Below are 19,719 nucleotides of genomic sequence, written 5' to 3' on the forward strand. Positions count from 1 at the left end.
GAAGACGGGAACCCACGACCCCACGTAGACTCATTGCCGCACCTCAGGACGAGCCACGGGAAATGACGGGACGTCAGTTTTCGTGAACTCACGGGGTTTGACGGCCATCTTCTCGTTGGTGTAGTAGAGCTGGCGCTCGATCGGGCTCAGCACGGTCTGCACCACGTGGCTGGAGGTCCGGCCGATCTTCCACACCGCGCGGCCGATCTGCTCGCCCGACCAACTGGCGATGTGCGCGCACTCCGTGTCGGTCAGGCCGATCGCGTCCCTCGTCATGGCGAGGGGCGCGGTGTCCTGGCGCAGGCAGATCCGCACGTCGCAGGAGGCGATGAGGTTGCGGGCGATGCTGACTTCTTCGCTGCCCTGGGCGCCGACGGCTTCGAAGTCGGCGAGGCGGTGCGTGCTGAGGACCTGGATCGTGCCCTGGGCTCGGGAGAGGCGGAGGTCCGAGTCAAGCTTGCGGATCATCGCCGGGACGCGCATCGCGCGCCACAGCTCGTCACGGACGACCAGGCGGACGGGGCCGCCCGGCTCGTCGATCGCGGCTTGACCCCAACTCGACACGCAGGCAAGGGTCATGGCTACGGTCTCGTCGCCGCGGCCGTCGATGCGGGAGAGGTCGACGGTCTGGATCGGCGCGTCGAAGTCCGGGCGGACGGTGGTCGGCCCGTCGAACAGGCCGGAGAGCGAGCCGCGGACCATGTTGCCGAGGGCGTCGGCGGCTGGGCGGATCATCTCCCGCAGTTCGGCCACGTCGGCGCCGCGGACTCGGAGGTCTTCGGCCATCTCGGGCAGCGGGTCGCGCAGCAGGGCCCAGACCTGCGGGATCGTGGGGTCCTGGAGATGGCTGGCACCGGCAGCCTGGCCGGAGGCGTGCTGGATGGCGAGGGAGAGTGCAGCTTCCTCGGTGGGGGTCAGGTTGCGGCCGAGCCGCATGACCAGCAGGGAGGAGAGCAGGGTGATCCGGCGACGGTGGACCTCGTCCAGGCGCTCGCGCAGTTCCTCCGGGTCGGACGGCAGGTTGCTGCCGAGCGGTCCGGCGTCCAGCGGGTTCAACCTGTTGCGCAGGCCGGGGCCGAGTTCGACCGGCTCGACGCCGAACGCGCGGGCGATGGGGGCGTACTCGTTCTTGATGTCGCCCAGGATGAACGACCGCACGCCGTAGGCGGCGAGCCGGGTGACGAGGGTCTTGACGGTGGCGCTCTTGCCGGTGCCGGGCACGCCGGTCACCAGCAGGTTCGGGTTGGTGATCAGCCCTTGGTGCAGCCAGGAGATCGGGTGGCAGCTGAACGCGCCACCGGCGAGGCAGTCGACTCCGATGTAGGCGCCGGCCGGGGGCATCGAGGCCCCGTAGAGCCAGGGGTAGAGGCCCTGGACCTGTCCGGTGCTGCCGCGGAAAACCGGGACCTCGGGCATCCTCGGGGCTCGGCCGGCGAACGGGCGGGCGTACCCGCGCCGGGGCGCGACCGGCTCCCGGCGCTGCTTCGGCGCCTTCTGCTTGGCCGGCTTCGCGGCGACGGGGGCGGGGCGGCCGAGCACGTCGGCCAGGTCGAAGACGGGCAGGTCGGTACTGCGGCGGCGGAACATCAGGCCACCCGCTTCCGGGGCAGGCCCATCCCGACCGGCAGCGCACCGACCGCGAAGCCCACGTCCTGGGCCATCCACATCCGCTGGATCTCGATCCGGCCCTGGTTGGCGTCGGCCTCCAGAGCCGCGCAGGCGTCGTCGAGGTCGGCCGGGTCGGTGACGGTGACGGTGCAGTAGGCGGTGTAGCGGACCAGGCCGTGGCCCGCAGCGCGCTCCTGGTCCTGGGCCTCGGCCCGCTGGAGGGCTTGCTTCTCGTGTTCCGGGATGATCTGGCCCGTCTTGTGCCGCATGCTGACGGCGACCTCGCGCGCGGTGCGTTCCTGCATCACCTCGCGCTCGGCGGTGCGCGGCGAGCGGGGTTCGATGTGCATGTTGAACGCCCTGCGGTACTGCCCCTCGCCGAGCAGCGGCGCGAGCGCGGTCGAGTAGACCTTGTTCTTGGGCCAGCTGCGGACGACGTAGGTGACGGACAGCGCGCCGTCGTGCTCGTACCGGCCGCGCCAGCTCTCAGCAGCCGACGGGCCCGCCGCGACCGGGTCGACGCCCGGCTCGAAGGGTGCGTCCTGGCCTCGGAAGGCGGCGGCGCTGGCGGCGGCCCGGCGCTCGGCCAGCATGCGGGAGCTGTGCGGGTCGAACGCGGTCCGCAGCACCTCGGCGAGCTCCCGCGGGTTGAGCCAGCTCTCGACCTGGAGGTCCGCGGAGGCGATCCCGGACGTCAGGGCCCGCAGGTGACGGACCAGGACGGTGGCTGCTCCGGCCACGCCGCCCCCCGCCGCCTTGATCGGACCGGCCGTCCGGGCCGCGTCCATAGTGATCGCCAGGTATGCCTCCCGCTGGCTGGTGGCCAGGGTGGCGGTGGAGAGCAGCGCCTTGGTGATGTCCACCGCGACACCGGGCGCCTCGTCGGAGAGGTGGTCGGCATGCCAGCGCTGGAGCGCCGCGCCGGACTCGGGGACCAAGCGCTGGAGCGCCTGGATGCGGATGATCGGGTTCCCCTCCGTGCACAGGGAGTTGAGCAACTCGCCCCAGCTGGCCACGCGCTGGTCCCGGCGGGCCGAGTCGACCAGGCCGATGCCGGGGAAGCGGACTCTGGCGACAGCGGTGAAGGTGCGGTCGAGCTGGTGGTGGATCACCGCGATCGGGTAGCCGCTGCCTCCGTCCGCTTCGCGAATCGACAGCGGCGCGAGGATGCCGGGCAGATCCATCTGCTGCTCGTCCGTGGCGCTCTTGCGCGGGGAGAAGGCTCCGGCCAGGAACCGGTTCTGCCCGCGGAAGCGGAGGAATTCGAAGGACACGAAGGAGACCGCCCATTCGTCAACGGTTCGGCCGGCGATCCGGACGAACGCCAGAAGGAAGAGGAGAAAGGCGATGGGCCACGTCACCAGGCCGGCCCGGACGTACGAGACGACGAACGGCCAGATCGTCGCCAGAACGGCTCCGCCGAGCATCGCTGCCCGTTGGACGGAGAGGCCGAAGAGGAAGGCGACCCGTTCCTCCTGCCAACCGAAGTAGGTGCGAGTGGGGGTGCTCATGAGTTCTCGCCTCCCTTGGGCTGGTCGGAGCGAACGGGCGGAACGGGCTTGGCGGGCGGGGCGACGGGGCGCTCGGCCGGTGCCGTTTCGGGCTGCGCCGGGCGGGGACGGTCAGCCGGGGCTTCTGCCGCGGCGGGCGGGGTCTGCGCCGGGTCCGCAGCCGGTCCCGCTGCGGCCACCGGTCGGCTGGCGGGCAGCGGCGCCGTGGCACTTCCTGTCGACGTGGCGGCCTGAGCCGGCGGGCGGGCGGCGGGCGCGGCGTTGTTCGGGGCGGAGGGCGGCGTTCCTTGCACCGCGCCGCTCGGCGAGGCCGCGGAAGAAGCCGGGGGCGGGACAGCACCGCCCTGTGGCACCGGGGTAGGAGCGGCGGTCGCCGCTGCGGCAGGAGCCGCACCTGCGGGCACCGGGGGCATCTCGATCGTCGGCGGGTCGGCGGGCACCGCGGTGACGGGAAGGTGCGGGGTGGCGTCCTGGCGGGCCTGTTGGTGGTCTGCCTGGTAGCCGGCCGGTTCCACCGGCTCCGCGGACTCGGCCTGTGCTTCCTGCTGGCCCGACCAGTCCGGCTTCGGCTGGTCAGGCAGTGCTCCCGCGAGCTCGCCGCTGGTGGGCAACTGGGCACCGGCGTGCCGGTTGACGTACCCCGCGGGCTGCGCCGCGTAGATGTTCGCGCCCTGTGCCCCCGCATGTCCGGCCATCTTCTCCATGCCGCCCGCGAGGCTGTTGACTGCCTGCTGGGCCAAACGCACTCCGGCGACGGCGGCCAGGCCGATCGGGCCTGCGGCGGCACCGGCGCCACCAGCAGCAGCTCCCGCTCCACCGGCACCACCAGAGGCAGCACCACCGGCCGCTGCCCCGCCCTTGCTGGCGAAGCCGGTCATCGTACGGCTGGCGGCCTCCTGGCCGAACGTGTCCGGCGAGGTGCCGACGGGTGCGCCCCCGGCACCAGAGGCGCTCAGTTGGCCCCCGGCGAAGCCCAGCAGCGCTGCCAGGCCGGCGCCGCCACCCATCTGCACGCTGGCGAAGGTGAAGAAGCGGGCGACCGCGGGCCACGCGAGTGCGGCGAGCAGGAGGACCAGCATCCCGGAGAGGGTGGTGGTGAGGTCCTGGCTGTCCCCGGCGAGGTTGAAGCCCAGGGCGAAGACGAGGGCGATGATCGGCTTGAGGATGATCAGCTGCACCGTCATCGAGACGAGCTTGCTCCACCAGGTCTTAGTGGAGTCGGAGACCTGGCCAGCGGCGGCGATCGGGGAGGTGGCGACCAGCACGGCGATAGCGGCGCCGCGGAGCAGCATCTCGAACCACAGCACGATGGTGAGCAGGATGCCCAGGATCGCCAGGATCAGCAGCAGCGACGCGCTGTTGCCCGGGTTCCAGGCCACCAGCTTCGCTACCTTGTCGGCGAATTGCTGCTGACCACCCAGGGTGTTGTCCACGATGTACTGGGTGAGCTCGTCGGCCGCGACGAGGGCGGTGGAGGAGATCACCAGCGTGAGCATGAAGGCGAGGACGGCCTTGCCGAGGCCGACCATCGCGGTCGCCAGGGGGCGGCCGTCGTGGGTGACGGCCGTGCGGACGACCTGGCCGAGGACCAGCAGGCAGGCGACCAGGGCGGATATCCCGAGGGAGATCGCGTAGACGGAGCGCACCCCGTTGGACGCAAGGTCGGGGCCGGCCATCTTGGCGAAAGCGTCGGCGAACGTCTTCAGCAGGTCGACCATCGCGTCGGCGAAGCTCTGGCAGATCGACTCCCAGGCCGAACTCGCCATCTTGCTGACGGCGTCGCCGGCCACACTGCCGAGGACGGTGTCGGTGACGCACCCGATCGGGTCGGTCAGGCCGCAAGCCATGTCGGCCTCCTGGTGCTGGTGCTGGTACTGGCCATCGCTATCGCTTCAGTTCGTTCCAGCCCTTGGCCGACGCCTGGGGGCTGCCCGGCTCGGCGATGAGGCTGGTGTAGTCGGTGGTGGAGGTGCCCGACGGGGCGGGGACGCGCCAGTCGTCTCCGGACCAGACAAGGTCGAGCGGGTAGACGCCCATGCGGGTCTGCATCCCCGCCCCCGGCACGCTGGTGGTGTAGGTCGACAGGAGTAGCACCTGGATGCTGTCGGGCCCGACGGACCGCACCTGGTACTCGACTGGGTTCAGCACGACGGATGTGCCCGGGTCGAGCTGGCCGCTCGTGGGGACCTTGAGCGCCTTGCGGGTGGCGACCGGGCCCTTGGCCAGGGTGTCAGCGGCGTCTGACCAGTTGGGGACGGCCACGATACGCGCGACGGCAGCTGCGCGGTCCGGCTCCAGCGTGCTGCCGAGCTGGCGCCAGTACTCGACCGCCGCACTCACCGCGCCTACGCTGGAATGCGGGTAGCCAACGGAGATCCCGTTGACCAGGCGCGCTCCGCGGATCAGCTGGAGCGGCCCGGCCAGGTCGGACGCGGCGGTCTCGCCGCTGGGCTCTACGCCGGTGACCGAGCCCGGAGCCGGGATCGCGGCTGGCGGCGTGTAGACCCGGGGGGCGCGGGGCCCGCTGTCCGACTCGATGGCGACGCCAACGGCTATGGCGCCGAGGAAGGCGACGATGCCGAGCAGCAGCAGCGGGAGAACCCGGCGGCGAGGTCGGCGGTCGAGGAACTGGTTCATCAGGCTGCCCCTAGGCCGCGGCACCGAAAACGGTGTTCACGACCGGAATCGCGCAAGCAGTCACGATGACCCCGCCCAGGCTCCAGACCAGGCTCCGCTTGCCCTTCTCCGCAGAGTCCGGACGGTTGGAGAGGTGACCGATGCCCATGAGACCGCCGGACACGACGGCCGCGACGGCACACCCGATCAGGCTTCCCCACTTGGCGTAGGACAGCAGGAGGTTGGCGCCCTTACTGCCGTTGGTCGGGTCGGCAGGTGCGGGGTTCTGGATGTCCGCGAGGAACTGGACAACATGCAGAGTGGTGGACATCTGGGCTCCCGAAAGTGCGGACGAGCCAGCTGCCTGTACGGCTGCTGGCCACGAGGAGCCGCCCCTGCTCGATGGACGCGGAGAGGCGGACGCCCTGCCTGCGGAGCGGACACCGGGATGCGGTGCGATTCACTCTGGCTAATGGGGCGTGCGCAAACAATAGGCGAATGCAGAGCTCAACCGTCAACCAGAATAAATGTGAGGAGCCTCACTCGGATACTCTCCGTTTTCTCTGGCTAATAAGTGTCACTGTGCGCGACGATGAGGCCCTGCCGGCCAAAGGAGTCCAAGCGCGTCATGCCCGACCAGGAGCCCACGCCAACCGGGACGCTCGCCGAACGGATCACCCACCTGTTCGAGACCGTCCACCCATCCGACCGCGGCCCGTACAGCAACCCCGAGGCCGCCGATGCGATCAACGCTCAAGCCGGGGAGCACGTCCTCAGCGCCACCTACCTCTGGCAGCTGAGGACCGGAAAGCGAGACGACCCAACCCATAGTCGCCTCACGGCAATCGCCCGGTTCTTCGGCGTGGGCGTCGACTACTTCTACGACGACGAAACCGCCCGCCGAACCAACGAGCAGCTGGAGCTCGCGTCGGCCCTCGCCGTGCCGCTCATCGCGGAACTGGCCCTCGCGGCAAGCGGCCTCTCGGAGCCCACTCTGCGCAGCCTGCTGGATATGACCAGGTCGGCAAGGCTGATCGAGGGGCTCGATACAGGCGACAGCAGGGCGTGACCCACGCCACTTCACCAGATCATTACAACTTCATACAGGCGTCGACTCTGAGCAATCGTTCGCATACGCTTCTGCAAGTCGGGAAGCGAGTGACCGGCCGACTGCGCCAACCTCGCGGCGAGTGCCTCCCGACCAGGGAGGCATTTTCATGTGCAGGAGCAGGCGGGGGGAGCCTTCGCACTCGGGGGCGCAGGCCGCACCGAAGCAAGGCGCCCCACCTCGCCCTCGGGCCGCCGGAGAGCGGAATCCGGCACTCGCGGCAGGGCAGGCCGGCCGCGCTGCGGCCGGCTCGACCGCAGCGATCCCAGCAGCCCTGATGGCACTCTTCCCCGACCTCGGACAGGCCGCCCTCGGCCACTTCCTCGGCGACTGAGCACCCCACAGAACGGCTGCCATCATGCGTTCACCCCAGCTGCCAGGTGGCGGCGGTCACATTCACTTTGGTTGACGAAGCGCAGATGCGCCAGCCTATGGTTTGCACTCAATCCATTAGCTGATGTGTATCCGCTGGCGCGCGGCGCGCGCAGCGGTTTTGGGGTGGCTCGTGAAGAAAGCGGCTCAGCTGGCCGTCGTGTCGGTCGTCGCGCCCTTCGGCGTGGTCCTAGGGGTGGCGCTCACCGGAGGTGCGGCGTCGGCGACCACGCCGGCCATCGCATCGGGTTCCGGCATCGGAGGGACCGGCTGCTTCGCCCCCGTAGCGCCCGGCGATCCTGTGGCCGATGGCCAGCAGCTGACTACCGAGCAGATCAACAACGCGCAGATCATCTACCAGGTCTCGACCAGCCTCCAACTCCCGCCGCAGGCCGCGGTGGTGGCGATCGCGACAGCGATGCAGGAGAGCACTCTGACCAACTTGGCTTACGGCGACCGGGATTCGTTGGGATTGTTCCAACAGCGGCCGAGCCAGGGCTGGGGAACGGCCGCGCAGATCATGGACCCGGTGTACGCCGCGACCTCGTTCTACGCCCAACTCGTGCTGGTCCCGGGCTGGGAGTCCCTGCCGGTCACCGTCGCGGCCCAGACCGTCCAGCGCTCCGCCTACCCGGACGCCTACGCCAAGTGGGAGTCGATGGCACGGCAGCTCGTGGCGACGTTCGGCGGAGCCGCCACGAACTGCTCGACAGGCAACGGCGCCGGAGTCGGAGAGGCAATCACCGAGGCGGTCGACATGCCCAGTGGCTTCTCGCTCCCCGCCGGCACGCCGGTACAGGTGGTCACCGCGATCAGCTTCGGCATCTCGAAGCTAGGCATGCCGTACCAGTGGGGAGGGACGGGCAACCCGTCATACGACTGCTCCGGCCTGCTGATGCGCGCCTACGAGGCCGCTGGCATCACGATCCACAGGACCACGTTCGAGCAGGTCTACGACGGGACTCCGATCTACAGCGCCAACCAGCTCAAACCGGGCGACCTAATCTTCCTCGCCGGGTCCGACGGCACCCCCACTTCGCCCGGACACGTCGGAATGTACCTGGGCTCGAATCTCGTCCTGGACGCGCCGCGCACCGGCAAGAACATCCAGATCACTACATTTACCGGTGGATATTGGGACAAAGAGGCGGTTGCATTCCGGCGCATCGTCCCGTCATAGGCCGCCCGGCCGCCCCAGCAGGGCGCTTACCTCCCACTCGCCCACCGGCCCCGAACAGGTAGGCTTCCCCTCTCCCCTCCGCACCCGGCACCGAAGCCCCGCCGAGGTTCACCCTCCCGGACGACACCGCCACGCCGAAGACCGCCCGGAACCCGAGTACGGCGCGAACGCACCCTGGCGGACTCGCCCGCCAGCAGCACCGAGCACCAAGATGAGACAGGGGCACCGTCGCTGGCATGCCGTCCCGCTCCGCCACGCAACCCAGCATGATCATTAACGGAAGCGCGGCCAGAGCCAATTCCGAAGGTTTTCATCAATGTGACTCGCCCGGCCGGCGTAGGGCCGTATACCGCCCGAACCTGAGGTCCCCTGCGGCTTCGCCAGGTACTCCGCCATCGGCCAGGAACCGGCCGGTGCACCGCGCCGCGCAAACCTGCAGCGGTGCCCGGCTGGTGGCTGTCGGCGCGTCGCAGTGCGGTCAGGTCCCGGCCGACGCCGCCCGGGGAAGAACTCCCCCAGGTCGGGCCGGACCGGGACCGCCGATGGTCAGCCGACGCGCGTCACGAAGTCCGGGTTCCGGGCCTCGTCCGCCGCCTGGCCGGGCGTCGCCCGGAGGCGCCGCCGTTTCCGGCCGGTGCCGGACGACGGCTGGGCGCGCGCCGGGCCTTCACCCGCTTGAGCTCGCCGACCCGGCGCGCCGACCGGCGGTTCGAGCGCAGCGACTTCGCGCTGACCTCCGACCTCTTCGCCGCCGGGATCTCAGCCCGCACACCCGTCGGCAGGGCCGCCCGGTCGGACCGGCCCTTGAGCACCTGCAACAGCCACTCGGACAGGGTGGCCACGACGAGCCACACCGCCTTCACCGCGGTCTCCTCGGACCACAGCAACTCCACGAACCGCATGCTTTCCTCCAGAACGATCAACTAGCTGGAGGGGTGGCGGTCAGGCAGCCAGGCTGACGGTCAGCCCACGGACGCCCACCCCGAAGCGCCCGGCTGCGCCGGGGCGTCCGGGTGCCCTGGGGATCAGGGGCGCTTGCAGGCGGGTGATGCCGCAGGCGATGGCCAGCGGCTGCGGGAGGTCTTCGGTTCCCGCCGGTGGGGCGGCGGGCGTATCCGGGCGCCAGGAGCGCCGGGCCGCCAGCTCGGCGGCGAGTTCGAAGCCGGAGTGGAGCCGTGCCAGCCTGCTGGAGTACGTCCCGGCGGCGAGGTTCCTGGGCTCCGGGCCGCCGGCTGCTGCTGGAGAGCTGTTGTGCAGCGCGGCTTCTTGGAGGCCGTGCCACAGGGATTCCCGGCCGTCTCCGGGCCCGCCTAGAGCGTCGTCCCACAGCTCGGCGTAGCTGGATGAGCGATGAGACCCATCGACCATCACCAGGTCGTAGATGTGAACCGCCGCGCGGATCACCCGAGCCATGGTGTTGCTCTTGCCGGAGCCCTGGGAGTGCCAGACGACGTGACGCGGGGCTGTCTCCCGTGCAGGCGGACGGCCGATCAGCCCGAACAGGCTTCGAGCCTGCATGGTCTTCAAGCTGCGCAGGTAGTCGGACTGCCGCCGGGCGTTCTCCCGGGCCTGAAGGTCACTCAAGGCCGATACGAACAACGGCTGCGGGTCCAAGCCGATCGGCGCGCCGACGTACGAGGGGGCGGTGATGCGCTCCAGCTCGATCGGCGTCATGGCCAACACGATAGCCCAACCGGGGCAGGAAACTCGGAGCCGAGCGCCGGGCGTACCCGTGTGGGCGGTTGGGCTGGCTGCCGGGGGAGTTGAACGGGCTGGGCCCCGCCAGGTGGCGGGGCCCAGTGAAGTGTTCAGCGGCGGGCCGGGTTCCAGCGAAGCCGCCCGGGGAGCAACGGCCGCGCCGGTCAGCGCCAGCTGGTCAGGACGTCCGGTTGCCTGGCCGAGTGCTGGTGCGGCTCCTGCGCCGGGACACGGGAAGCGTCGATCCGGCCAACACCTGAGCCTGGGGTGGCCGTTTCCAGGGAGCACCATCAGCGAGGGCCACGGCAGCAAGCGGCGGTATGGCCGGCTGATCGACCCGCCACCGCAGAAGCGAAGGCGAAAGGGCTGGGGCCCGCACCGAACGGTGCGGGCCCCAGCCCTTTCGTTCACTCATTCCCGGGCGAGCGTTCCCCGGTCCCAGGAAGTCCACCTCTCGGCGACGGGCTCCTCCTCGCCCTCGCCCGAGGGCGGCCACTGAACAAGGAGAGCTCCGGGACGGACATCGAGGATCAGGCCGCGAAGGTACCGGCCCGTTCCGTCTCGGGTGGTGGAGAGCCAGTGCCGACCGATCCAGGCGGTCGGCGGCTGCTGGGCGTAGCGGTCGTAGGTGCTGTTCTGCATTGTGGGCTCCTGCGGTGATGGCGGTCGGGCCGTGTCGTCGGGGGCGGGCAGTCTCCGATCACGGCGGCCTGGGCGTCGGCCCCCCGCTGCCACGTCCCGGCGCTCGGGACGGGGAGAGGCTGTTCGCACTCCGCCTGCCGGTCATCGCGCGTCCCCGTTCCAGCTGCGCCGATCGCGCACCAGCCCGGTCTTGGCCCACAGCCGGACATCCGCTGGCCGGTAGTGGCGGACTCCGTCTCCCGCCTCGGTGTACTTCGGGCCGGTGCCCACCGTGCTGAGCTCACGAAGGTCTCCCGCCGAGAGCCGGAGGTAGGAAGCCGCCGCCTCGACGGACCACCAGGGGCGCAGGAACGCCTTGCTCTGCCGTTTCATCGGGCGCTCCCCATGTCGGAGGAGCGCGCTTCGAGCCACTGCTGGACGTCGCTCGGGTGATAGCGCCGGTGTCGGCCGACCTTGAAGGAGCGCGGTCCGGTGCCCCTCCAGTTCATCTGGTAGATCGACTGCACCGGCACGCCGAGGTACTCGGCCAGCTCTCGTAGGGTCCACAACCGGTCTGTGCTCATGGGCACTCACATCCATCTCGTTCGTCATTTCGACAAATCTGCTTGTCGTTCGAACAACCGAGATCAGCATCAGATGACCGCTCCTTGCTTGTCAAGACGACATATGAAATTGTCGAAACGACAAACATGCAGGCAGTTGGCTCGATTGGCCTTCGAGATGACAGCAGAAGCCATGCCGAATCGACATGCGATGCGCGAGCGCTTGTCGATTGCACAAGCGAGAGATGATGAGTAGAGTTGCCGATACGACAAGCAGGGAGGCCAGATGTCGAGCGGCTCCGGCAAAGCTCCATCGACGTTGTCGGTGAGCGATGCGGTGGCGATGCGGGTCCGGGAGGCTCGCGCTCGCCGTGGCTGGACCACCAAGCAGACGGCCGAGGCGTGCGCGGCGGCTGGCGTGAAGACGCTGACGGCCGCCACCCTCGCCAACATCGAGACGGGGCGCCGGGGGCCAGACGGCGCACGGCGGCGCGAGATTTCGGTAGACGAACTCGCGGCGCTCGCCGCGGTGCTGGACCTCTCCCCGATGCACCTGCTCGGCCTGCCCGACAATGCCGAGCCGGGCACAAAGATCCGGATTACTCCGGGTCTGGCCTTCGACGACGGGGCACTGCTCCTGGACTGGTTCCGCGGGCAGCGACCGCTGCCTGGTACTGACGCCAGGCAGTTCTACTCGGCGGCCCTCCAGCGGATGCCAGCCGAGGACGGACAGAAGGCCATCGCCGACCTCACCAGGTCCGTGCTGGAAGAACGGGCCGCTCAGCTCGCCGCATCCGTCAACTCGACGATGGCGCGAGTCCAGGAAGCGATCCGGGCCGGCGCCACCGAAGAGGAGATCGCTGCGCTGTTCCAGCCGGGCCCCGCAGATCCGAAGTAGCACCAGCCACACCCCGGTGTCTCGCCCCGCGCGACGCCGACCCCCAGGTACCCGATCGCGAGTTCAGACGATCTCGCACACGCACGGGCAGAGAAGAGGAACGCTCATGACAGGTTCATATCAATTGAGGATGTCTCATGTTCCACGTACGAATCGAGGACCGCGGTAATCACGCGGACTACCGAGCTGCCGCCGACCGTGCCCGCACTGCCGGCCGCACCCCACCGGCCCGTTACCGCGTTCGTTGGCGCGATGAATCCGGCCGGTCCCGCAGCCTGAGCCTGCCGACCCGCCGACTGGCCAGCGCCGCCGCCGACAGCCTCAGCCGGGACTCCTGTCCTCTGACCCTCAGCGGCCTGGTCGACCTCTGGTCCGCCACGACGCCGGCCACCACCCAGCAGTCCGGACCACCACCACGACCGGCCCGTCGGCCGCTCGATCTCCACGTCCTTCCGCGCCTCGGAACGAAACCTGCCATCGCGATCACCAGGACGGACATCGAGCAGCTGATGCAGGCCCTCTTCGCCGAAGGCCGACTGAGCGCCGCCACGATCAACCGGACCCTCGCAACCTTGAAGCGAGCCCTGGAGTTCGGCATTCAGCGCCAGCACCTTCCGCGCAATCCTGCGCTCGGTCTGCGCCCGGTCCCACGGCCAGCAGTCTGACCGGCAGCGCACCGCCCCGACCCCCTCCGCGCTCGCCCGCAGCCGCGAACGCCCGTGCGGAATCCCGATACACCATGAGACCCGATGCGCGAGAGAAAACGTGCACCCTACCGGGCAGAAAGAAGGAGTGAATATAAATATGGACACAGCAACTAAGATCCAGGTGATTTATGTCTCGCGTATGGATAGAAGACCGAATTAACCACTCCTCATACAAAGCGGCTGTCAGGAAGGCCAAGTCCACTGGCCGTAAGCCCCCTGGGCGCTTCCGTGTTCGCTGGCACGACCCGAGCGGCAAGGAGAGGATGGCCACTGTCCTCCGGAAGGTAGACGCCGAAGCCAAGCGCACCGAGATCGAAAGCTCACTGGGTCTCGGTACCTATCGAGACCCGCGAGCTGGGCGGATCAAGATGGAGGAGATCGCCGAATCGTGGATTTCCTCAAAGGTTGACCTCCGAGGATCGAGCCGTGATCGGTACCGGGGAATCCTGGACCTCCACGTCATTCCTCGGTGGGGCACGACAGCAGTTGCCGATGTGCAGCACGATGACATCGTAACTTGGCTCGGAAAAATCATGTCTGATTCCGTTGAAGCAGGATCGCCGCTCAGTGCAGCAACCATCAGGAAGATCTGGGTTGTAATCAAAGGCGTACTGGGATTCGCCGTACGCAGCAAGAAAATTGCATACAATCCGGCCATTGATGTGCCACTTCCCCGATACACCCCGTCTGAGCACGTATATCTGACTGACGTTCAGATAGAAGCCCTCGCAGAAGCTTGCGGCCAGTTCCGAACACTGATCCTCTTCCTGGCTTACACCGGCGTCCGGTGGGGTGAGGCAACCGCCATCCAGATCAAAAACGTCAACCTGAAAACCAGGCGGGTTCGAATCTCTCAGGCTTGGGGTTCGGACAAGGGGAAGCCTCACCTCGAAGACAGCCCCAAGAACCACGAGCGAAGGTCAGTCCCGATCCCCGCGTTCCTCGCGAAGGAGCTGGAGATTTTCATCGGGAGCAAGGGGGCGGAGAACTTCCTTTTCACGGCTCCCCGCGGGGGAATACTACTGAACCCGAATTTCACTCGCCGGTATTTCAAGGCAGCCCTGGTCACGGCTGGGCTTGACAAGATGGGCGTCACCCCACACAAGTTGCGCCACACTGCTGCATCGCTGGCGATTGCAAGTGGTGCAGACGTGAAAGTGGTTCAGACCATGCTCGGCCACAAGACTGCCACTCTCACCTTGGACACGTACGGTCACCTCTGGCCCGACCGCTTGGACGAGGTTTCCGACCGCCTTGACGCCCAGCGGACCAAGGCGCTGGCGAAGGCCAGGCAGAAGGCGGAGAAGGCGGCGCGGAAGGCTCGGCAGCTCGCAGAGCAGCTGGCCGCTCTGGAGGCTGGCGGGCACGCTGCGGCCTGACCCGTGCTAAATCCGTGCTGCAACGTCGGAGGCCCCTCTGCCGGAAGGGTGGAGGGGCCTCTGACCTGCATCTTTAGGGTGGGCGCAGACGGTTTCGAACCGCCGACATCCGCCTTGTAAGGGCGGCGCTCTACCACTGAGCTATGCGCCCTCGCCGCAGTGGACCGGCGCGGCCGGTCACACGACGAGTGGACAGACTACCCGGTCCGGAGGGTGCTGCGCCGCCCCGTCCGGTGGGGGAGACGGACGGGGGGTGCCGGGCGGGGCGGGTGATCGGCAAGAATGGCGGGGAGCAGGCGCAGGACGGATACGGAGCAGGGAGCGCGCGGTGAGCGGTGGCGGTGGTCGGGGCGGCTGGTGGGGCGGCGGCCGTCGGGACGGCGCGCGCGCGGACGCCAGGGCGGCCCGGGAGGCTGCCCAGGAGTCGTTCTACGAGCTGGACTCGGCCCAGCGCGACGCGCTGCTCGCGGTGGAGACCGTGAAGTCCGCGGGCGACCCCGCCACCGCCCGCCGGGTGGAGCAGGAGTTCGCGGAGCTGACCGCCCGGATCGACCAGGTCACCGTCGCGTACCTGGGCGCGCTGGACTCCGTCGACCTGGAGTCCGCGGAGGCCGACCCGGGGACGGTCTCCCGGGCCAGGCAGCAGCTCGACCAGGCCAAGCGCGACCTGGACGCCAAGCGTGCCGAGCTCGGCGCCTTCGTCGGCCGCCTGCAGCCGGTCCTCGACCGCGCCGAGGCCCAGCTGATCCGGGTCACGCCCGCCGTCGAGCGGGCCAAGCAGGCGCTGCTCGCGGCCACCACCGCCCTGGAGCAGGCGCGCGGCGCGGGGCTGCGCGCGGACGACCTGGCGACCCGGCTGGCCGAGCTCGCGCCCGAGCTGACCCGGCTGAACCAGGGCGTCTCGCAGCACGGCGTCCCCGCCACCCTGCAGCGCGCCGAGGACGTCGCCCGGCGGGCCGAGGACGTCCGGGCCGAGGCCGTGCAGCTCCCGGAGCGGGCCGCGGAGATCGACCGCCGGGTCGCCTCGCTGCGCACCCGCATCGACGCCCTGGAGAACCGGGCCCACACCGTCGACCCGGCGCTCAGCGAGCTGCGCCGCCGGTTCTCGACCGCCTGCTGGCAGGACCTCCAGCAGGTGCCCGCGCAGACCGCCGACGCCGTCCGGACCGCCCGCGTCAAGCTGACCGAGGCGGCCCGGGCCCGCGACGAGCAGCGCTGGGCGGACGCGACGGCGGCGATCGGCACCGTGCGCGCGCTGCTGGACACCGCGGGGGGTTCGGTGACCGCGGTCAACGAGCGGCTGCAGCAGCTCAACGAGGTGCAGCACGACCCGCACCGGGAGATCGAGCGCGCCCGGTTCGCGATCCGCGACGCCCAGCGCCTGGCGATGACCGGGCGGCAGGCCCCCGATCCGCGCCACGCCGGGCCGCTCGACGCCGCGGTGGGCCGCCTGGACCGGGCCGTCGCCACGCTGGAGGAGTCCGGTCGGCACCCCGACTACTGGCGCTTCCTGACCGAGCTCGCCGCCGTCCGGGAGACCGCGGCCGAAGTGGTCACGATGATCCGCGGCCCGCGCTGAGCAGCTGGGCAGTCGCCCCGCCGACGTAGCCGCCCGCCCAACAACCGCCCCGCTGACGTAGCCGCCCCGCCGGGCAGTCGCCCGCTGACGTAGTCGCCCGCCGGGCGGCCCCTGCTGGGTAGGCTGCCCGGTATGCCTCGCTACGACTTCCGCTGCCGCTCCTGCGGCGCCACCTTCGAGCTCAACCGCCCGATGGCCCGGGCCAACGACCCGGCCACCTGCCCCGAGGGGCACCCCGACACCGTCAAGCTGCTCTCCACCGTCGCCGTCACCGGCACCGGCACCGGCGCGAAGGCCTCCGCGGCCCCGGCCGCCGGTGGCGGTGGCGGTGGCGGTGGCGGTTGCTGCGGCGGGGGCTGCTGCGGCTGACACCGGGTACGCGGGCGCGGGGGCGCGCGGGCCCGGGGCCCCGCGTCAGCTGATGTGCTTGAGCATCTGCCGGAGGATCTCCTCCCCCGCGCCGACGCCGGTCTCGGCGAGCGCGGTGACGCCGTCCGCCGTCCAGCCGGTCTCGGCGAGTTCGCCGTGGCCGGGGCGCCAGGCGAGGTCCGCGGCGAGGAGGAGTTCGGCGTCGAGCAGGGAGTCGCCCGCGGCCAGGACCGTCCCGGCGCCGCACCTCCGCCGCACCTCCGCCAGGGCGGCGCTCTTGGAGAGCGGGGCGGGAACGGCGTAGACCTTGCGGCCCTGGAGGGAGACCTTCCAGCCGCGTTCGGCGCACCAGGCGGTGAGTTCGGCGACCCAGCCGGGCGGGAGTTCGGCCCGTTCGACGACCAGGTAGACGAAGAGGTCGTCGGCGACGCGCCGCTTGTGGGTCCACTCCGGGTCGGCGGTGAGGGCGAGGTGTTCGACGACCTGGGCGAGCGGGGCGCTCCGCTCGTCGAGGCGGGTGCGGATCTCGCGCTGCCAGTCCTGGTCGGGGCGGCCGTCGACGAGCAGGTGGCCGCCGTTGGCGCAGACCGCGTACGGGGGGATCCAGTCCGCGGTGGGGCCGGGGAGGTGGATCCGCTCGTACTGGGCGCGGGTGCGGGTGGTGATGGGGACGACCGGGGCCCGGTCCGCGATCTCGGCGAGCAGGGCGGCGGCCTGCTCGGTCATGAAGGAGAGCGCCCTGCCGTCGTGCACCTCCACCGCGAGCAGCCGTGGGGCGAGCCGGTCGGGCACGTCCAGGGCGAGGGCGCGGTTGGAGTAAACGAGGGTGCGGTCGAGGTCGCTGGCGACCAGGAACTGCGGCACGGGCGGGGTCTCCTTCGTTCGGGGGCGGGGGTCAGGTGTGGACGGCGGTGCCGTCCGCGCCGGTGGCGCCACGGGTGTAGCGCGGGTGGATGAGGCCGACGCAGGTGTACGGCAGGTCGTCGGTCTCCTCGACCGGGACGCCGCGCTGGTCGGCCAGCAGCCGGACGTGGTCGAGGTCGGTTCCGGCGCCGCGGCGGGCGAGGATCCGCCAGGGGACGCGGCGCAGCAGGACGCGGGTGGTCTCGCCGACGCCGGGCTTGACCAGGTTGACGCTGTCGATGCCGTACTCGGTGCTGATCCGTTCGACGGCGGCCCAACCCTCCCAGGTGGGGGTGCGGTCGGCGGCGGCGAGCCGGGCGGTCTCGGCGGCGACGGCGTCGGCGACGGCCGGGAAGGCGGCGGCGACGGTGTCGACGAACTGGCGGGAGACGTCGGCCCCGGCGAGCTCGCGGTAGAACTTGGCGCCGTGGAACTCGTCCGGTCCGATCAGGTCGGCGCGCAGCACGGTGCGGGAGACCAGGCCGGAGACGGTGGAGTTGAGGCAGGCGGAGGGGATCAGGAAGTCGTCGCGGGTGCCGTAGGTGCGCACGCAGCCGCCGGGGTCGGCGAGGACGGCGAGCTCGGGGTCGAAGCCGGTGCCGGCCAGGGCCTGTTCGAGTTCGCGGGTGATGGCGCCCTTGCCCGTCCAGCCGTCGACGAAGACGACGTCGGCGGGGCGGTGGTGGGCGGCGAGGTGGCGCAGGGCGACCTGGTCGATGCCGCGGCCGCGGACGATGGAGACGGTGTAGTGCGGCACGTCGAGGCCGTGGGCGTGGGCGAGCCAGCGGCGGATCAGGACGCCGACGGGGGTGCCGGCCCGGGCGAGCGAGGCGAGCACCAGGTGCGGGCCGCGTTCGCGCAGCAGCGTCTCGGCGACGGTGCCGACGGCGGTGGCCAGCCGGGTCGCGGAGGCGTCGAGGGCGGTGTGGAAGAGCTGCTGGTAGGCGGCGTCGGGCTGGTACTCGACGGGCAGCGACTCGGCGTAGTGGGCGCCGCCGGACTGCACGGCCTCCTCGCGCTCCTCGGTGGGCGCTTCGAGGTGGACGCCGGAGAGGTCCTTGAGCAGCCAGGTGACGTCGGCGGCCGGGTAGCTGGAGAAGGCCGGGCCGTGCAGCGGGCGGGCGGTGGGCGGGGCGGTGCGTGCGGTCATGCTGGGTGCCTTCGACGGGTACGGGGTCATGCTCGGGCAGCGGGGCGTCGGGCGGGTGGCGCGGGGCGGTACGACGGGAGAACGGCCAGCACCACCCGGTCGGTGGTGGTGCGCAGGGCGGGCAGCAGGGCGTCGGGGCCGTGGTGCAGGGCGGGGGTGTCGGCGGGGTCGTCGACGACCAGCACGACGGTGTCGAAGCGGCGGGCGGGGTCGGCGCCGGGGGCGACGTTGTAGGCGTAGCGCTCGGTGCTGCGGTCGGCGGGGTCGTCGTGGGCGGTGAAGGCGAGCCGGGTGCGGATGGCGTAGCCGGGGTCGTCCAGGGCGAACACCGGGGAGCGGGTGGTGGTGGAGAAGCGCACCTCGGCGTCGGGCCGGGCGTCCTGCAGGGCTCCGGCGAGCCGGAGCGGGGCGTACATCAGCTCCTCGCAGCCGAGCACCAGGACCCGGCCGGGGCGGGGGCCGACGGCGGCGGCGAGGTGGGCGCCGAGGGCGGGCAGGGCGGCGTCGAGGCGGCGGCGGTGGGCGGGGGTGAAGCCGTGGCGGCCGCCGTCGGGCAGGTCGGCGGGCCAGGGCAGGTCGAGCCGGGTGAGTGCGCCGGGCGGGGCGGTCGAGGGCTGCGGGGCCGGGGCGGCCGCGATCAGCTCCCGGGCCCGCTCCAGGACGCCCCCGGGCAGTTCGACGCCGCCCGCGGCGGTGGCGACCAGGTCGAGGCGGGCGCCGAGCGCGGCGGCGGCGGCGCGCAGGCGCTCGCGGTCGGCGGGGGTGCGCAGGTCGACCAGGGCGACGGCGACGTACCGCTCGCGCGGGTGGGCGGCGTGCAGGGCGCGGATGGTGTTGATGACGGTGGTGCCGGTGGAGAACTCGTCGTCGACCAGGACCAGCGGGCCGTCCCCGGCCAGCAGCTGCGGGTCCTCGGGGAGCAGCAGGTGGCTGGTGGCGTGCGAGTGCTCCTCCTCGAAGCCGCCGACCGGGGCGACGCCGGGGACGGGGCGGCGGGTGGAGTGCAGGTAGGGGGCGTCGAGGCCGTCGGCGACGCTGTGCCCGAGGGCGGTGGCGGTCTCGGCGTAGCCGAGCACGACGGCGCGCGCGGCGTCCGCCGGGCCAAGCAGGTCGGCGACCCGGCGGCCGAGGTCGAGCCCGGCGCCGTGCACGGTCGCGGGCCGCTGCGGGACGTGCTTGCCCAGCACCCGGGAGACCAGCAGGTGGGCGCGCTTGGGGTTGACCCGCAGCGCGAGGCCGATCAGCCCGGGCAGCTCGGGCCCGCCGGTCAGGCGCAGGCCCAGCCGGTCGGTGACCCACTGGCCGCTCCAGGGGGCGGCCCCGACGGGCCCGGGGGCGGCGGTGCCGGTGGTGTCGGCGGTCATCGGGGCTCCTCTCGACGAACATGGCGGTACGGGCGGTACGGGCGGTGCAGGTGGTGCAGGCGGTGCAGGTGGTGCAGGTGGTGCGGATGCTTC

18 protein-coding genes, 1 tRNA gene and 1 pseudogene are annotated in these 19,719 nt (G+C 71.0%); 7 read left to right on the forward strand and 13 right to left on the reverse strand.

All coding sequences use genetic code 11. From position 1 onward, the window contains the following. Positions 1 to 30: 30 nt before the first annotated feature. Genes OO57_RS00005 through OO57_RS00025 form a run of 5 tightly spaced genes read right to left on the reverse strand, consistent with a single transcriptional unit; the run spans position 31 to position 6,066 of the window. Positions 31 to 1,587: a VirB4 family type IV secretion system protein gene (locus OO57_RS00005; protein ID WP_199811180.1), complete on the reverse strand. Its 1,557-nt coding sequence runs from the start codon at positions 1,585 to 1,587 to the stop codon at positions 31 to 33. Further along, entirely contained in the window at positions 1,587 to 3,119 is a 1,533-nt protein-coding gene (locus OO57_RS00010; RefSeq protein ID WP_033250114.1) for an SCO6880 family protein, read from the reverse strand. The genes OO57_RS00005 and OO57_RS00010 overlap by 1 nt, the downstream gene beginning before the upstream one ends. Then, entirely contained in the window at positions 3,116 to 4,966 is a 1,851-nt protein-coding gene (locus OO57_RS00015; protein WP_033250115.1) for a conjugal transfer protein TrbL family protein, read from the reverse strand. Before OO57_RS00015 ends, OO57_RS00010 begins: the two co-directional genes overlap by 4 nt. A gap of 37 nt (positions 4,967 to 5,003) precedes the next feature. Next, entirely contained in the window at positions 5,004 to 5,756 is a 753-nt protein-coding gene (locus tag OO57_RS00020) for a hypothetical protein (RefSeq protein WP_158714986.1), read from the reverse strand. Between the two features lie 10 nt (positions 5,757 to 5,766). After that, entirely contained in the window at positions 5,767 to 6,066 is a 300-nt protein-coding gene (locus OO57_RS00025; RefSeq protein WP_033250117.1) for a hypothetical protein, read from the reverse strand. Between the two features lie 297 nt (positions 6,067 to 6,363). Between OO57_RS00025 and OO57_RS00030 the strand changes: the two genes are divergently transcribed. Both OO57_RS00030 and OO57_RS00035 read left to right on the forward strand, forming a co-directional pair. Then, complete coding sequence (locus OO57_RS00030) at positions 6,364 to 6,804, forward strand: helix-turn-helix domain-containing protein (protein WP_033250118.1); 441 nt, start codon at positions 6,364 to 6,366, stop codon at positions 6,802 to 6,804. Between the two features lie 496 nt (positions 6,805 to 7,300). Then, positions 7,301 to 8,395 (forward strand): C40 family peptidase, encoded by a 1,095-nt coding sequence (locus tag OO57_RS00035; protein WP_106973859.1) that lies wholly within the window; start codon positions 7,301 to 7,303, stop codon positions 8,393 to 8,395. A 560-nt stretch (positions 8,396 to 8,955) separates the two neighbouring features. Here the strand turns inward: OO57_RS00035 and OO57_RS00040 are convergent. The 5 genes from OO57_RS00040 to OO57_RS00060 form a co-directional block, all read right to left on the reverse strand. Further along, complete coding sequence (locus tag OO57_RS00040; RefSeq protein WP_033250119.1) at positions 8,956 to 9,297, reverse strand: hypothetical protein; 342 nt, start codon at positions 9,295 to 9,297, stop codon at positions 8,956 to 8,958. A 40-nt stretch (positions 9,298 to 9,337) separates the two neighbouring features. Continuing rightward, the gene (locus OO57_RS00045; RefSeq protein ID WP_158714987.1) at positions 9,338 to 10,069 is read right to left on the reverse strand and encodes a hypothetical protein; all 732 of its coding nucleotides are present in this window, start codon (positions 10,067 to 10,069) and stop codon (positions 9,338 to 9,340) included. A 435-nt stretch (positions 10,070 to 10,504) separates the two neighbouring features. Beyond that, on the reverse strand, positions 10,505 to 10,735 hold the full coding sequence (locus OO57_RS00050) for a hypothetical protein (RefSeq protein WP_033250121.1): 231 nt from the start codon (positions 10,733 to 10,735) through the stop codon (positions 10,505 to 10,507). Between the two features lie 141 nt (positions 10,736 to 10,876). Then, positions 10,877 to 11,107 carry a hypothetical protein gene (locus tag OO57_RS00055; protein WP_033250122.1) on the reverse strand — a complete coding sequence of 77 codons (231 nt, stop codon included), beginning with the start codon at positions 11,105 to 11,107 and terminating at the stop codon, positions 10,877 to 10,879. Continuing rightward, positions 11,104 to 11,283 (reverse strand): helix-turn-helix domain-containing protein, encoded by a 180-nt coding sequence (locus tag OO57_RS00060; protein ID WP_324606757.1) that lies wholly within the window; start codon positions 11,281 to 11,283, stop codon positions 11,104 to 11,106. Before OO57_RS00060 ends, OO57_RS00055 begins: the two co-directional genes overlap by 4 nt. Positions 11,284 to 11,563: 280 nt before the next feature. Between OO57_RS00060 and OO57_RS00065 the strand changes: the two genes are divergently transcribed. The 3 genes from OO57_RS00065 to OO57_RS00070 all read left to right on the forward strand — a co-directional run bounded on the left by OO57_RS00065 (position 11,564) and on the right by OO57_RS00070 (position 14,261). Further along, positions 11,564 to 12,175, forward strand: coding sequence for a helix-turn-helix domain-containing protein (locus OO57_RS00065; RefSeq protein ID WP_033250123.1), 612 nt, complete (start codon positions 11,564 to 11,566; stop codon positions 12,173 to 12,175). A 137-nt stretch (positions 12,176 to 12,312) separates the two neighbouring features. After that, on the forward strand, positions 12,313 to 12,840 hold the full coding sequence (locus OO57_RS43415; protein WP_158714988.1) for a hypothetical protein: 528 nt from the start codon (positions 12,313 to 12,315) through the stop codon (positions 12,838 to 12,840). Positions 12,841 to 13,145: 305 nt separating this feature from the next. Next, positions 13,146 to 14,261, forward strand: a complete 1,116-nt coding sequence (locus OO57_RS00070) for a tyrosine-type recombinase/integrase (protein WP_234337166.1) — start codon at positions 13,146 to 13,148, stop codon at positions 14,259 to 14,261. Positions 14,262 to 14,340: 79 nt separating this feature from the next. Here the strand turns inward: OO57_RS00070 and OO57_RS00075 are convergent. Further along, positions 14,341 to 14,412 (reverse strand) — tRNA-Val (locus tag OO57_RS00075). A gap of 177 nt (positions 14,413 to 14,589) precedes the next feature. Here OO57_RS00075 and OO57_RS00080 point away from each other — a divergent pair. Together OO57_RS00080 and OO57_RS00085 are read left to right on the forward strand one after the other, a co-directional pair. After that, positions 14,590 to 15,840, forward strand: a complete 1,251-nt coding sequence (locus OO57_RS00080; RefSeq protein WP_081973367.1) for a hypothetical protein — start codon at positions 14,590 to 14,592, stop codon at positions 15,838 to 15,840. A gap of 132 nt (positions 15,841 to 15,972) precedes the next feature. Beyond that, positions 15,973 to 16,209: an FmdB family zinc ribbon protein gene (locus OO57_RS00085; RefSeq protein ID WP_033250124.1), complete on the forward strand. Its 237-nt coding sequence runs from the start codon at positions 15,973 to 15,975 to the stop codon at positions 16,207 to 16,209. 45 nt (positions 16,210 to 16,254) lie between these two features. Here the strand turns inward: OO57_RS00085 and OO57_RS00090 are convergent, their stop codons facing one another. After that, positions 16,255 to 17,073 (reverse strand): hypothetical protein, encoded by an 819-nt coding sequence (locus OO57_RS00090; protein ID WP_051776266.1) that lies wholly within the window; start codon positions 17,071 to 17,073, stop codon positions 16,255 to 16,257. A 31-nt stretch (positions 17,074 to 17,104) separates the two neighbouring features. Continuing rightward, a pseudogene (locus OO57_RS45030) lies at positions 17,105 to 19,626 on the reverse strand (phosphoribosyltransferase). Positions 19,627 to 19,719: the final 93 nt, after the last annotated feature.

It is taken from the genome of Kitasatospora phosalacinea (genome assembly GCF_000717185.1).
In the GTDB taxonomy this organism is placed as follows: domain Bacteria; phylum Actinomycetota; class Actinomycetes; order Streptomycetales; family Streptomycetaceae; genus Kitasatospora; species Kitasatospora phosalacinea_A.